This is a genomic window from Dictyobacter formicarum (genome assembly GCF_016587435.1).
In genome coordinates this window covers 201,795-215,570 of sequence record NZ_BNJJ01000002.1, presented here as the reverse complement: position 1 = coordinate 215,570, position 13,776 = coordinate 201,795, and the positions used below count along the sequence as shown (strand labels likewise).

Annotated in this window: 12 protein-coding genes and 1 pseudogene; 3 read left to right on the top strand and 10 right to left on the bottom strand. The window is 54.2% G+C overall.

Annotation, left to right across the window (positions count from 1 at the left end; translation table 11 throughout):
* Window positions 1–93: 93 nt before the first annotated feature.
* The 9 genes from JMI88_RS03440 to JMI88_RS03400 form a co-directional block, all read right to left on the bottom strand.
* Window positions 94–1,038, bottom strand: a complete 945-nt coding sequence (locus tag JMI88_RS03440) for a ring-cleaving dioxygenase (protein ID WP_201360337.1) — start codon at window positions 1,036–1,038, stop codon at window positions 94–96.
* A gap of 18 nt (window positions 1,039–1,056) precedes the next feature.
* Window positions 1,057–1,626, bottom strand: a complete 570-nt coding sequence (locus JMI88_RS03435; RefSeq protein ID WP_236022803.1) for a DsbA family protein — start codon at window positions 1,624–1,626, stop codon at window positions 1,057–1,059.
* Window positions 1,627–1,741: 115 nt separating this feature from the next.
* On the bottom strand, window positions 1,742–1,909 hold the full coding sequence (locus tag JMI88_RS03430; protein ID WP_201360336.1) for a ferritin family protein: 168 nt from the start codon (window positions 1,907–1,909) through the stop codon (window positions 1,742–1,744).
* A 287-nt stretch (window positions 1,910–2,196) separates the two neighbouring features.
* Window positions 2,197–2,457, bottom strand: coding sequence for a DUF5996 family protein (locus JMI88_RS03425; protein WP_236022821.1), 261 nt, complete (start codon window positions 2,455–2,457; stop codon window positions 2,197–2,199).
* Window positions 2,406–4,220: a thiol reductant ABC exporter subunit CydC gene (cydC, locus tag JMI88_RS03420; protein ID WP_201360334.1), complete on the bottom strand. Its 1,815-nt coding sequence runs from the start codon at window positions 4,218–4,220 to the stop codon at window positions 2,406–2,408. The genes JMI88_RS03425 and cydC overlap by 52 nt, the downstream gene beginning before the upstream one ends.
* Window positions 4,213–5,949, bottom strand: coding sequence for a thiol reductant ABC exporter subunit CydD (gene cydD, locus JMI88_RS03415; protein WP_201360333.1), 1,737 nt, complete (start codon window positions 5,947–5,949; stop codon window positions 4,213–4,215). Before cydD ends, cydC begins: the two co-directional genes overlap by 8 nt.
* A complete protein-coding gene (locus JMI88_RS03410; RefSeq protein ID WP_201360332.1) occupies window positions 5,946–6,170 on the bottom strand; it encodes a hypothetical protein in 225 nt (74 codons plus the stop codon). The genes cydD and JMI88_RS03410 overlap by 4 nt, the downstream gene beginning before the upstream one ends.
* Window positions 6,171–6,173: 3 nt before the next feature.
* Window positions 6,174–7,178, bottom strand: a complete 1,005-nt coding sequence (gene cydB / locus JMI88_RS03405) for a cytochrome d ubiquinol oxidase subunit II (RefSeq protein ID WP_201360331.1) — start codon at window positions 7,176–7,178, stop codon at window positions 6,174–6,176.
* A gap of 33 nt (window positions 7,179–7,211) precedes the next feature.
* The gene (locus JMI88_RS03400; RefSeq protein WP_201360330.1) at window positions 7,212–8,594 is read right to left on the bottom strand and encodes a cytochrome ubiquinol oxidase subunit I; all 1,383 of its coding nucleotides are present in this window, start codon (window positions 8,592–8,594) and stop codon (window positions 7,212–7,214) included.
* A gap of 730 nt (window positions 8,595–9,324) precedes the next feature.
* On the opposite strand from JMI88_RS03400, the gene JMI88_RS03395 reads away from it, so the two are divergent.
* Complete coding sequence (locus JMI88_RS03395; protein ID WP_201360329.1) at window positions 9,325–10,179, top strand: alpha/beta fold hydrolase; 855 nt, start codon at window positions 9,325–9,327, stop codon at window positions 10,177–10,179.
* A 150-nt stretch (window positions 10,180–10,329) separates the two neighbouring features.
* Here JMI88_RS03395 and JMI88_RS03390 read toward each other — a convergent pair whose 3' ends face one another.
* Window positions 10,330–10,476: a hypothetical protein gene (locus tag JMI88_RS03390; RefSeq protein WP_201360328.1), complete on the bottom strand. Its 147-nt coding sequence runs from the start codon at window positions 10,474–10,476 to the stop codon at window positions 10,330–10,332.
* A 623-nt stretch (window positions 10,477–11,099) separates the two neighbouring features.
* On the opposite strand from JMI88_RS03390, the pseudogene JMI88_RS03380 reads away from it, so the two are divergent.
* Both JMI88_RS03380 and JMI88_RS03375 read left to right on the top strand, forming a co-directional pair.
* Window positions 11,100–12,837, top strand: a pseudogene (locus tag JMI88_RS03380) (amidohydrolase).
* Between the two features lie 70 nt (window positions 12,838–12,907).
* On the top strand, window positions 12,908–13,645 hold the full coding sequence (locus JMI88_RS03375; RefSeq protein WP_201360325.1) for a YoaK family protein: 738 nt from the start codon (window positions 12,908–12,910) through the stop codon (window positions 13,643–13,645).
* Window positions 13,646–13,776: the final 131 nt, after the last annotated feature.

Here is a 13,776-nt window from a genome sequence, read left to right as displayed (position 1 = left end):
TTTACGGACACTTTTTCCCCTCTCCGCTCATCCCAATCAGAAATATGTTAGCTGGCTGGGATGGAACCTACAAACGTTATGGCTATTGTTTCATCACAGTCCATAACGAAGCGGCGGTAATAGTCGCTCTATCTCTGAACGCTGAGCTTCGAGCCAGGGTGGAAGTTGGAGTCGTGTTCCTAACTGCTCGACTGGCTCATTCACGGTAAAGCCCGGAGGATCGGTTGCAATCTCAAAGAGCACGCCACCGGGTTCAGGAAAGTAGATTGAGTGAAAATACTCGCGATCCAGCACTGGCGTGACGTTGAAATCGCGGGCGTCAAGGAGCTCCCGCCACCTCTGTTGCACTTCATCTGTTGCAACGCGCCACGCAACATGATGCACTGTGCCTGTAGCAACCGCTCCACGCCAGAAACCATGGGTACTGCGCACATCAACTCTGGTTCCAGATCCCCCTGTGCCAAGCTCATAGCGGAACGTGTTCTGTTCCTCAGAGACCAGGCGGAAGCCCAATGTGTCGGTCAGGAAATGAGCCGTCTGTTCATAGTCATCTTCCCAGAGCGTAACGTTAGAAATGCCACGAATGGCGTGCTCGGCAGGGATGGCTCCATTCTCCCATCCGGGTGGTTCTTGTTCTCCAAGATGCGCAACAATTTCGATGACCAGTCCATCTGGATCTCGCAGTGAGAGGACCTGTTCACCAAAACGTGCCATTGGTCCCTCATACTTAATCCCACGTTCAAGCAGATAACTAATCCAATAACCAAGAGAACCCTCAGGTACGGAAAAGGCCGTTGCGTTAATCTGCCCCGTTCCTTGTCGTCCTCGAGGAGCTCCTGGCCAGGCAAAGAATGTCAGAATCGTGCCTGGATGTCCTTCCTTATCACCATAGTACAGGTGATAAGAACTGGGGTCATCAAAATTGACGGTCACTTTGACCAGTCGTAGCCCCAGCACACCGGTGTAGAAGTCGATATTGCGTTGTGGGTCACTTGTAATTGCGGTGACATGGTGGATACCAAGTAGACTGTGCTGCATAAACTTTTCTCCTTTCTCTCAGTATATTATTTCGCGTTTTGTTTCTCTACATTTATCCCTGGCTCGCTGCTTCGAGTGCTGCAAGCAATGCGTCCTGCTGCCAGGAACCGAGATACAAGCTCCCATTGATGAAAAACGTGGGTGTTCCTTGCACTCCGCTCTGTTCGCCCCCTCCCTATCTTTCTCAACGCGATCCAGATTGCGCAGTGCCACCATATCACGTTCATATTGCTGTAGATCAAGACCAATCTCTGCTGCCAAACGGGCCAGGTCCTCATCTTGAAGGGTATGCTGATGGTGGAAGATGGTATCATGCATCAGCCAGAACTTTCCCTGCGTTGCTGCGTTCTCGGCTGCTAAAGCTGCGCTCAGCGCGTGAGGATGGATTTCGATGAGCGGGAAATTGCGAAAAACAAAACGCAACTGGTCCCCTAATTGTTGCTGAATCGCTCTCACGACAACTGTCGATCGGCGTGTATAGGGGCACTCATAGTCGCCATATTGGACCAGTGTGACAGGGGCCGTTATAGATCCCTGGCTATGATCCAGTTCGTTTACTGGTATCGTAAGACGCGTTTGTCCTGTCATTATTTTGTTTGTAACCTCCACATTTTTTCATTCAGTTGCCATTGCTCTCCATTGCTACGTCGTTTCTCCATCCAAACCGCACACCGGCTTTCCTGTGAGCGAGGCTCTCACCCGTTTATCGTTTCTTCTCTTCTGAGTTCACTACTGCTGAAAGGAACCAACGGCGTTTCTCCTTCTCGTCCAGGAGGTTCTTCAGAACGCTGGTAGCGGCGATATCATGGCATTCCTCGCTGACAGTATGCGCCTCACGCAGCAGCTGAGTCAGGATTTTGGTGTCCAGCAACAAGCGCTAAACCATGTCCACAGCCGGAACATCGGTCTCGTCGTCATCCTCGACCCGTTGCAGGCGGCCGATCTGCCCAATACTGTGGATCGTGGACCCACCCATACTACGCACACAATACTACGCACACGTTCGGCCAGGATGTCAATGGAGGTGAAAAGAGCCTCAGCCTGGCTATATCGAAGAGCAGGTGGTAGTCATGAAAGTGGCAGATGTCTGTTACGATGGTTTGGTCGTCATCGTTTCTTTTCTCCTTCTAAGGGTATTCTCAGTGAATTCCAGCCTCGCTACTTTTTGCTCGCCTGGTACCATCTTTCCCTTTCCAACTCTTCTCGATCCCATTGCCCCAGCGTTGCGCCAGCTTCATAGGTACTCTGGAAAAACGCCAGAAGCGCTTGCTCTGGGGCGTCTGTATTCCTCACATCGTCATAGCGCAGAAGAAACTCGCCCATCGTTGGATGATAGAAAGCTGAGGCTGGTCGCACGATGGCTTCTTTCAGCCCTGGCGGTTCCGGGGCGCTGTAGGCGTAGAATGCTGGCTCCGGAATGGTGCCGTCACCGAGTAGGAGAGTTGGTCGTTTGTGGTGAGCTGGATCTGTTGCTGGGCTATCGTCACCAACCAGGAATTATGCGTTGCAACGACGATCGTACTCTCAGGCAGGCAGGAACGAAGATTGGCAAGCATTTGTCTGGCCGTTGCGCTGTCTATACCAGCTGTGGGTTCGTCAAGAAGAAGGATATGTGGCGATGTGAGCAGTGCGCGTGCCATGCTCAACCGGCTGCGTTCGCCTCCTGAAAGCAAGTCGCCGTTTTCACCAAGCTGGGTGTCCAGGCCCTGGTCGAGCTGTTCAACCAGCGTCGTCAGGCAGACCACGCCCAGAACGTGCCGGAGTTCCTGCTCGCTCGCATCCGGTTTGGCCATGAGCAAATTCTCTCGCAGTGTGGTATGGAAAATATGGCTCTCCTGGGCAACAAACATGATCGATTTCTCGCAATCCATCGGCGAATGACCCAACGTTATCTCTTTCGCATCCGACCATTCTATGGAGATTGTTCCCTGTGTCGGTGCTAGTTCACCTACCAGGAGCCGTAGCAGAGTTGATTTCCCAGATCCACTGGGGCCGGTAACCGCCACAAACGAGCCCGGGGGAATGGTGCACGTGAGTTCATGAAGCACCTCTCCTCGCATCCGATCATAGTGGAAACAGACATGTTGTAAGCTGATCGTTGGACTGGTGGGAACGGTCGGCACTGCACTTAATGGAGTTGACTCCTGCTGTCCGGTACGGTTGAATGCCTGGAGCGTCTCTAATGGCTCGGTGTGTCTGGCTTGTAGTAGCGCATTCACTCGTTGGGCCGCGCGACACGTCTGACCCAGGAATTGATAGGCGAGAGGCAGCCCCTCGATACTCTCGAAGAGACCGAGCACGATCAGGCAGATCATGACGACGACAGGCGCGCTCATGCTTCCCTGTTCCAAGAACCAGAGACCGAGCAGGAGCACGCCCAAAGTGGTCGCCGATGCGAGCGATGCGGTCAGACCTGCTCCAAGCGCGCTCAACTGCCGCTGGGAGCGTTGTGCTCGGTCTGCCCCGGCCAGGTAGCGTGTTATCTGCTGCTTCGCGCGCTCCTCGGCATGATACGAGGCGATTTCCTCTCGCCCTTGCAGCGCTTCGACGCAATGCATGCGTGCTCCCGCGCGTGCTTCGATCAAGCTGGCTCCCGATTGCTGACCGAGCCAGGTCATCAGGATGGGAAGCCCGATCCCTGTTACGCCGAGCATGATGGCGACCAGCACGCTTACCGGTCCAGACTGGAACGCCAGGAACACGAGTGTGCCGGTCACGACGATGAGGGTGGAGGCGGTGGGCACAAGAACACGCAGAAGCACCTGGTCGAGCGTGTCGATGTCGGCCATCACACGGTTGAGCAGATCGCCGCTGCGAAAGGAGGAGAACGTGCGCACAGGTAGGCGTAGTGCTCCGTTGAAACACACGGTGCGGAGTCTGGACAGAAACAGAAATGTGGCCTGGTGATTGATGGTTCGTTCTCCATAGCGTCCCAGCGTGCGTAACAATGCAAACGCTCTCACTCCTGCACTGGGAAACAGATACGAAAAACCGGCCATAGCCTGTCCCCCCGCCAGCGTTCCCACCAGTCCGACGAGAGCGGCCATGCTAATGAACCAGCCAGACAACCCTAGCAGACCTATCGCGGCGAGACTTGCCACACAGGCGAGGAAGAACCCGAGCAGCAGTGTCCTCAACAGAGAACCACGGATCAGTTTGAGAGAAGGAACGAGTTCACGCATAGGAGACAACCTTTCCTGATTCTCTCTCCTGGAGAGAGTGCAAGGTGCCATCTTTTAGGACGAGCACCAGGTCACACTGGGCAATGAGTAATGGACTATGGGTGGCGAGGATGACCGTCTTATCATGGGCGAGCTCAGCAATCGTTTTCACGAGGGCAGCCTCAGTCACTGCATCCAGGTGCGCTGTTGGTTCATCCAGGAGCAGCAGGGGCGCATTTTTGAGAAAGGCGCGAGCCAGAGCCACGCGCTGCGCCTGTCCGCCAGAGAGACCCAGGCCGCGCTCTCCGACCTGCGTGTTCAGACCATCAGGAAGCGCTGCAGCGAACTCTGTCACACGTGCGTGTGCAGCTGCCTCTTCAATTTCCTGGTTCGAGGCGTCTTTCCGCCCAATGGCGATATTCTCCGCCAGCGTTCCAGGAAAGAGGTAGGGGTGCTGGCCAACCCAGCTCGCGCGTATCCCTCCTGCTTCGGTAGACGTGAGTTGATCAAAGAGCACCTCTCCCCGCGTGACTGCTGTGAACCCGGCGATGACCCTTAGCAGGGATGATTTTCCAGCACCCGAGGGACCGGTAATAGCCACCTTTTGTCCAGCATTGACGCGCAGGGAAATATTTGAGAGGGCCGGGCGTCCGCGACCAGCGTAGTGAACGGTCACGTTGCTCAGTTCGATGCGCTGGACCTGTTCCAGTTCGTGTCGCTGCCCAGGCGGCACAGCATGTGACAGCAACCTGGTGAGATGCGCACTTGCGGCCCATGCATCTGCCCGGTCGTGATAGGCTGCAGCAAACGCACGCAAGGGCTGGAAGTAGGCCGGCGCGAGGAGGAGGAGGAGAAAGAGTCCTGTTTGCAGGGACATGCCAGCGGAGCCACCAATGTTGATGTATTTCAGCAGGCTCAGTCCGATGTAGGTGGCAACAATCGCCACTGCGAAGGCACTGAAGAACTCTATTACCGCCGAGGAAAGGAATGCGACGCGTTGCACCGCCATAGTACGCTTCCCCAACTCCTGCGAAGCTTCAGCAATGGTGCGCCTTGCCCACGTTGTTGCTCCCAACGCTTTGATCGTCTGTATCCCCTGGAGATAATCCAGGAAGGTTGCCGAGAGTCGGTGTACCGTCTCCATCTGTCTTCGACTGATCGCCTCGGCACCCATACCTATCAGCGCCATATAAAAGGGGATCACCGGCGTTGCCAGCAACAGCAGCAGCCCGACAATCCAGTTAGTGGGAAAAACTACCAGGAGCAGGAGCAGCGGGCTGATGATGGTCAGCGCAGCCTGCGGGATGTAGCGAGCATAGTAGGGTTCGAGCTTATCGACCTGCTCCAACAGAGTGTGAACGGTTTCTGCAGTCTGTTGGTCTGCAGCGTTGATCCATTCGCCTGGGAGGATGCCCGGAGCAAAGAGGACATCGAGGATGTTCTTGCGCACGTGCTGCTGGATACGTAAGGCCCCCTGAGCACTCCAGTACTGTATCAGAGAGGTACAGATTCCTCTGAGGATGATAGCCGCGCTGAACACCAGCACCCAGGAGGCGACCTGCGTAAGCACTGCTCGTTCGATCCCCACCAGGAAGACCAGGCGGGAGAGGGCGAAAGACTGGAGGATGAGTGCCAGCGTATTGCATCCGCCTGCCATAATGGCAAAAGCAAGCGAGCGTCGCGCAGGCCCCAGGTTCGTCCGTAGAAAGTGCTTGCTTGTATTCTGCTGCAAAGCGCCTGTGCCGCTCATGAGGCTTTCTCCGGAGGTTGCCGATCTCGCCGCTCAGTCGCAAACCAGATAATCGCGCTGGTCACGATCAGCGTGGGAACGCCAATGAATGCCACGGTATTGCCGAAAACGTCGATACATAGGAAGTAGATCACGATCCATGCTACGATCCAGATCAGATTGATCAACCAGCGTCGTACGGTGCGCGTGGGTGTAGCAGTAGTTGTTGGAGTCTTCATCATCGATCATACCTTTTTTTGCTCAGGGAGGGAAAACTTACCGCGAAAGACCACGTAGGCGAAGGCATTATAGCCCAGAGTAACCGGAATGCAGAATCCAACCGCAATCAAGAGAAAGTCTACTGTGTTCCTGGGAGATGCCGCCTGCCAGAACGTCATGCTCGGCGGGACCAGATACGGATAGTTGATGACCAGCAGGCTCATTAACGCCAGTGTGAGCGCGCCTGCCGCGAAGATAAACGGTGCCACGTTGTTCAGGCGCTTGAGGCTGTACCAGGTGATCCCTAAGGAAATCAGGGCCAGGATCGTCGCTCCAAGCACGAAGAGCGACTTCGTGCTGAATGCGCCGCCGAAGACCGGACTGGCGAGTGGTGCCAGAATCATCGTCACAATGAGCAGGATGGCAACTACTAGCGTGAGAAAACGACCTTTTTGCTTTGCACTCGCCGCGAGCGTCCCGTCTGTTTTGTCGTTGAGCCAGCTTGCTCCTGTCAGGCAGTAGAAGCAGACAAAGAGTCCCCCGGTGAGCAGACTCAAACCGTGCAGAAAACTAAAGGGTGTCCCGGCAAAATGCCCATCTTTGACTGGGATGCCACTGATCAGAGAACCGAAGATTGCTCCCTGACAGAATGAGGCGATTAGCGAGCCGACAGCAAAAGCCAGACCCCAGCTACGTGAAGCCTGCGATCGAAATTCAAAGGACACTCCACGAAAGATCAGTGAGAGGAGCATCAGGATAACGGGAATGTAGAGCGCGGGCAAGAGTGTGCCATACGCTTGCGGGAAACCAGCAAACAGCCCGATCATCACCAGCAGTAACCAGGACTCGTTTCCATCCCAGCTGGTCGCGATGATCTCGATCATTTCCTTGCGATGCTGCTCCTGGCGCTCAAACAGAACCAGAATCCCGACGCCAAGGTCATAGCCATCAAGCACAACGTAAAGAAGCAAGCCGAAGAAAACAACCATCAGCCAGAACAATGGCCCAACAGATGGGAGAGACGATGTCATAAGGATGGGTCCTTTCTTTCCTCGTTCAGCAGATTAGCTGGCGTCAACGGCACTGACGATCGTAGGCCTGTCCTGTGTGATCCGTGCCGGAGACAGCAATGGAGTATCTCCCGGCCCGCGACGAATGGCGCGCACCAGGTATGCAATGTAGAGGGTGAGAAGCGCGAGATAGACAACAATAAATGCAGAGAGAGAAGCAACGACGACACCGGGAGCAAGCGGCGAGACCGCAGCTGTTGTGGTGAGTTTGCCATACACGACATAGGGCTGCCTGCCCGTTTCCGCGGTAATCCATCCGCCAATAACTGCCAGAATGCCCACAGGAAACAGGATCAGCATGAAGCGGTGAAACCAGCGCGCAGTATAGAGCCTGCCGCGCAGGCGCAGCAAGAGGCTGGAGGCCACCGCGAAGAAGATCAGGATGGAGATATAGAACATCAGACGGAAGCCATAGAACACCAGCACCATAGGTGGTTGAAGCGCGGGTGGGACCTGTTTGAGGCCAGGTACCGGCTTGCTACAGGTGAAGTCGCGGTTGAGGATGATACTGCCCAGGCAGGGAATACTCACCTGGACGATATTGCGCTGCTCATCCTGATTGGGAATGATGAACACATTGTACCCTGTGTTCGTCGAGTCCCAATTCCCCTCAAGCGCAAGGAGCTTTGGTGCCTGAAATTGTCCCATCTCGCTGGCGACGGTATCGCCCATGTAGAGTTGTAAAGGGATCAGGAGGCTCATTACTCCCAGACCCAGCGAGATGGTCAGACGGGCAAACTCCAGGTGCTGGCGCTTGAGCAGGTACCAGGCGGCGGTCCCCGTCATGACAAAAGACGCGGAGAGGAGCACGCCCAGCAGAACATGCGGAAAACGGTACGCAAAAGAAGGATTGAAGATGGCAACAATCCAGTCGGTGGGACGAAACTGTCCGTTGACGAGGGTATAGCCAGCTGGCGTTTGCATCCACGAGTTGGCTGAAAGAATCCAGGTGGTGGAAAGCAGTGTACCCAAAGCGACCATGCAGTTAGCAAGGAACATCACGGGTTTGCTTACACGTCCCTCACCGTAGAGCAGAACACCCATAACCCCTGCCTCCAGGAAGAAGGCAGTGACCACCTCCATACTAATAATCACCCCAACAATGGGACCGACGGCATTGGCATAGGCAGCCCAGTTGAGGCCGAACTCGAATGTCATGACGATGCCGGCCACCACTCCAATGCCGAAGCCAACGGCAAAAATATTGCGCCAGAAGTGGTAGGTGGTGAGATAGATCTCTTTGTTGGTTCTGAGATAGGCACCGTAGAGAAAAACGAGAAACAGGCTCAACCCAACGGTAATAGCCGGAAAGATCATGTGGAAGGCTGCGGTAATGGCAAATTGTAATCGCGATACGGCAAGTAACTGTACATCCATAGCATTTCCCTTGTTGGCCGTTCTTAACGAACGGAGGACAGAAAAGTAAACAGGAAGCGTTGAGGTAGCCATTTCAAGCAAGGCTTGCTGGAGATCCAGGAACTGGTCCTTTGTCTTCTCTGTCGCCAGTATAGGCAAAGGGCGTTATGAAAACGTGAGATGCAGCGTTATAATCTTTTCACAGCGGAAAGAAACCTATTTGAGGAATATCGAAGCAAAAGGCACCTGTGTGGGTCACTCTTCCTCGGGAAGCGTGCGATCGGCAAGGCGTTGTGCGCGCTGGAGGACAGGATGAATCTGTGGCTCGGCCAGAAAACACGCGCGCAGAAACTTCATCCTGGATGCGCTCGGCCAGCCTCTGGATGATCCTCACCGCCTCTGCAAACGCCGTGGACGCTTGCTCTCCCAACGCGGCCTGGAGTGGAAAGATGAGGTGAAAGGGTGGTGCACCTCGAGTATAGAATAGTATGTAGTATGTAGGATGCTTATGCTGGGGGCAGATATTTGTTGTCTGAATGAACTTGGCATTGGCGGTGTAGTAAATGACCTCAAGAGTCACGAAAATATGACCTGAAGGATGGAAGTGTGACCCGATCGAAGAGATCAGACAGCCAAAACGAAACACTTATGCGGCGTCCCTACTGGTCAACCTGCTGCCGTTGTCGGCTCGCCTATAAAGCCGGAGCGTGTAGGACTACTATGAATAGTTTGCGTAGCCTCAGGAGAAGCCATGACTGACTACATCAACAAACGCGCAGTCGCAAACGGAGTGAACCTGCACTACATCGTGGCTGGTGAAGGACCTGTGGTGCTTGGCATGCACGGTTGGCCTCAGAACCACCGTGAATACTTGCCACTGATCGAAAAACTCGCAGGCCAATACCGCTTCATCGTCCCCGATCTCAGGGGTTTCGCGGACAGCGACAAGCCCTTCTCGGGTTATGAGCCCAAGACAATCGCTCAGGATATGCTAGAGCTTCTCACGGTCGAAGGCGTCGATCAGTTTCATATCGTCAGTCATGATCTCGGCGGCCCGCCATCGGTCGCGCTGGCCTACATGGCAGGCGATCGGGCTCTGTCGCTGTCGACGATCGAGACGCCCTTCTTTGGGCTCGATTTCCCCGGCTATGTCGACCCACGTGTGCCGTACTGGCATCTGGGCATGCACATGAACATGGACATCACGACCTTCCTCATTGAGGGGCGTGAGGATCGGTATCTGCGTCACTTCTTCCGCGATTTTGCTTACAATCCCAACGCGATCCCGGAGGAAGAGGCTGAGCGCTACGTCGTTCAGATGCGCCAGCCGGGCAATCTGCGCGCCAGCCTCAACTATTATGGCTACATCCCGCGGATGGCGGAGCAGACGGCCGAGTTGACGCGAGAGAAGCTGAAGGTCCCGATGCTCGCCTGGGCTGGCGTGCGCTCTTTCGGGTCGCACTGCATCGACTGTGCCAAGGCGATCTCCGTCAGCGCTCAAGGTGGCGTAATCGAAGCATGCGGCCACTGGGTCTTCGAGGAAAAGACCGACTTCATTTGCCAGCAACTCGAGACCTTCTGGCAGCGCAATAGGGGCGCGAAATGACTATGCCCAACCCGATTCGAGATTGCCTGTCGCGATTTCTCGTGTCGATCATACCAGCATAACCGTTTCCTCGGTGGAGATACCTCATCCACAGAATAAGCAGCAAGATTTCGACAGCGTAATTTCCAAATTTACAAGGTGGATTGTGACTCACACCATAATTTGGCCGCCTCGGCAAGAATATGGTTTTTCGGTCATACTTCCGATCAAGATCTCTTCATAGTGGACAGCTTTCTCCTCCAGATACGTACCTCGTGCATTAAACACAGCTTCATTGATATCAAATGATATCCTCATTGTCCTCCTTCCTTCGTTTCATCTTCTGTTTCAACGTCTCCTTCTGCTTTTTCCGTTCCCATAGTTGCTCGACCTTTTTGTACCTCCTTCTCACGCAAGGTGAGACACACTACTATCCAGTGAGGATGGCTACACGAGAAGGCTCTTTCTCGGCCACATGAAGCACGCGTGCTCGCAGCAACCGGCTGATATTTTTTGCTATCGCTAGCCATCGTTCATGCGTCGTTTTGCAATCTGGTTCGCAAGAAAGCCAAACTCGGTATTCCGCAGAACGATAGCGGAGGCACGAGTACGCTTGAATTGAGCATGAAACAATGGCAAAAGTATCCACAATATGTCAATCAAAGGAGATAAACGTATTCTGGCTCTTCTTGCTTCTCGATGTAAGATGGCAGCGCTCTTCTGCTCATAACGCTATTCTTTACGTTTTCATAACGCTCCTTATGTATGCTATGAGCCTGACATGCGCTCATTCGAACCAGCCCCTGGAAATATGCAGATGGCCATGAATTGAAAAGCAGCAAATTACAAAAGGAGAAAATGCTATGCAAACGATAGTTCAACAGGCAGATCTGCTCCTGGTGAACGGAAAGATCGCGACGCTCAATGCTCAGCGACCTTTTGTGTCGAGCCTGGCCATCAAGGATGGCCGTTTTCTAGTCGTGGGCAATGAGCGCGAGACGCTGGAATACAAGGGAAATCAGACACAGGTGATCGATCTTCAAGGTCGCACCGTCATTCCAGGACTGAACGACTCGCACATTCATGTGATTCGAGGAGGCCTGAACTACACCATGGAGCTGCGCTGGGATGGCGTTCCTTCACTGGCTGATGCATTACGGATGCTTAAAGAGCAGGCCCAGCGGACTCCTCCTCCACAATGGGTACGCGTTATTGGCGGCTGGAACCAGTTTTCAGTTCGCGGAACGGCGGATGCCGACGCTGGAGGAAATCAACGCGGCCGCTCCTGAAACTCCCGTGTTTCTCCTCAATCTGTATGCCAGCGCGCTTTTGAATAAGGCGGCGCTTCACGCGGTTGGATACACCAGGGACACGCCCAGTCCTGCGCGAGGGGAGATTCAGAAAGATGCCTGGGGCAATCCTACCGGACTGTTGCTGGCCCAACCGGATGCAGCTTTGCTCTATGCCACACTGGCCCATGGGCCGCGCCTGGGATATGAGGATCAGCTCAATTCCACACGGCATTTCCTGCGTGAACTCAATCGCCTGGGCCTGACAAGCGTGGTGGACGCTGGTGGAGGCCTCCAACGCTATCCAGAGGATTACCAGGTTATTGAAGCACTGAACAAGGCCGATCAATTAACGCTGCGGATTGCCTATAATCTGTTTACTCAGCAGCCAGGAAAAGAAATCGAAGACTTTCGACGCTGGTTTCAGCTGACCAGGCCAGGTCAGGGCAATGAGTACCTGCGTATGAACGGCATTGGGGAAAAAATTACCGATGCCGCCTATGATTTTGAGAACTTCCAACAACCTCGTCCAGAGATCAGTTCAGATGTCGATGCTGCTTTTAAAGAGGCTATTTCTTTGATTGTTGAGCATCGCTGGCCATTTCGGCTGCATGCGACCTACGATGAATCGATCAACCACTATCTAGATCTATTTGAGGACATTAACCGCAGGATTCCTTTTGATGGGCTACGCTGGTTCTTTGATCACGCAGAGACCATTAGCCCACGCAATATCGAACGGGTAAAAGCACTTGGCGGAGGAATTGCCATCCAGGATCGCCTGGCCTTTCAGGGAGAATACTTCGTCTATCGCTACGGAAAACAGGCAGTCGCGGCGGCGCCTCCTTTCAGGCGGATGCTCGACATCGGCGTTCCCGTCGGCGCGGGGACGGATGCCACGCGAGTGGCAAGCTATAATCCCTGGGTTGCGCTGTGCTGGTTGATCACAGGCAGGACCGTTGGTGGCATGGAATTATACCCACCCGAGAACCGTTTGAGTCGTGAGGAAGCGCTCCTCTGGTATACCAGTGGCAGTGCCTGGTTTTCTGGCGAAGAGGAGAAGAAGGGACGGATCGCGCCAGATCAACTGGCCGACCTCGCAGTCCTTTCAGATGATTACTTCATCATTGCCGAGGAAGACATTCCGCGTATCTCTTCGGTGTTGACGCTAGTTGGAGGAAAGATTGTGTATGCCGCAAGGGAGTTTGCTCCACTTGATCCGCCATTGCCTCCAGTGAGCCCTTCATGGTCACCCGTCGCAGTCTATGGTGGAGCCAGAACCCCCGAGGTGAAAAGGACGACCTCTGGTGGAAACCATCTCCACCTTCCTCATATGGGAGCACACGACTGGAGAGAAAACGATCCGGGATGTGATTGCTTTGTGTTTTAGGAAAGGATAGCGCCAGTATTGCTCCGGCAGATTATTCTTCCTTTTCAAGAGTAACTAGGAGGTATAGTAAGTGATAGAGATTTTTGTTACCGAAATCCGTCAAATGTTGATTCCCGGTTATGACGCCCGGCATGGTCCCCTGCCGGTGTTGCTGGTCGTCATGACTCTGGTGACCGGCCTGATCGACGCGTTTAGCTATTTGGTTCTCAATCATGTGTTTGTGGCTAATATGACTGGGAACGTTGTCTTCCTGGCCTTTGCCTTTGCGGGTTCCTCTAGCTTTTCGATCGGTGCCTCGTTACTGGCGTTGGGAGGCTTTGTGCTTGGCTCGCTGGGTGGTGGGCTGCTTGGATCTCGTCTGGGACATCACCGTGGACGCTTGCTTGGCCTCTCTGCACTCATCCAGACGCTTTTACTGGGAGCCGCGACTATTCTGGTAGCGTTCACAGCCTATCCCTTTCTCATCGGAGAGAGTGCCGCGTTGATTCTTGTGCTGAGTATGGCGATGGGACTTCAGAATGCTACGGCCAGGAAGCTGGCGGTGCCTGACCTGACGACCACCGTGCTGACCCTGACGATCGTCGGGCTCGCCGCAGATGCGCGGTTTGTCGGCGGCAGTGGAGCAAAGGCAGGGCGCCGGCTGATCTCGGTGGCTGCTATGTTACTGGGGGCGTTAGGGGGAAGTATACTCATTTTTCACGTGTCCATTATTGCTCCGCTGGCGATCGCTTTTGTGCTCACATTTTTGATTGCCATAATGATACACTGGTTCCCGCGGGAGAAGCAAGACTGGATTCATCCTGATTAAGCCCGTGCCCCGCGCTCAAGGGAAGTGGGCCTCACATTTTATTAGGCAAACCGATCAAAGCATCTCTCGGCAGCGCTTTTATTCCTGAAGAAGTCGCTCCTGTTCAGCTGCCGGAAGCAGGGGCAGATACT

What these genes read in the sequence shown, in the direction of transcription:
- cydD (WP_201360333.1), bottom strand. Translation starts at nt 5,949, where the DNA reads ATGAGCGGCACAGGCGCTTTGCAGCAGAATACAAGCAAGCACTTTCTA.
- JMI88_RS03410 (WP_201360332.1), bottom strand. Translation starts at nt 6,170, where the DNA reads ATGATGAAGACTCCAACAACTACTGCTACACCCACGCGCACCGTACGA.
- cydB (WP_201360331.1), bottom strand. Translation starts at nt 7,178, where the DNA reads ATGACATCGTCTCTCCCATCTGTTGGGCCATTGTTCTGGCTGATGGTT.
- cydC (WP_201360334.1), bottom strand. Translation starts at nt 4,220, where the DNA reads ATGCGTGAACTCGTTCCTTCTCTCAAACTGATCCGTGGTTCTCTGTTG.
- JMI88_RS03440 (WP_201360337.1), bottom strand. Translation starts at nt 1,038, where the DNA reads ATGCAGCACAGTCTACTTGGTATCCACCATGTCACCGCAATTACAAGT.
- JMI88_RS03400 (WP_201360330.1), bottom strand. Translation starts at nt 8,594, where the DNA reads ATGGATGTACAGTTACTTGCCGTATCGCGATTACAATTTGCCATTACC.
- JMI88_RS03395 (WP_201360329.1), top strand. Translation starts at nt 9,325, where the DNA reads ATGACTGACTACATCAACAAACGCGCAGTCGCAAACGGAGTGAACCTG.
- JMI88_RS03390 (WP_201360328.1), bottom strand. Translation starts at nt 10,476, where the DNA reads ATGAGGATATCATTTGATATCAATGAAGCTGTGTTTAATGCACGAGGT.
- JMI88_RS03435 (WP_236022803.1), bottom strand. Translation starts at nt 1,626, where the DNA reads ATGACAGGACAAACGCGTCTTACGATACCAGTAAACGAACTGGATCAT.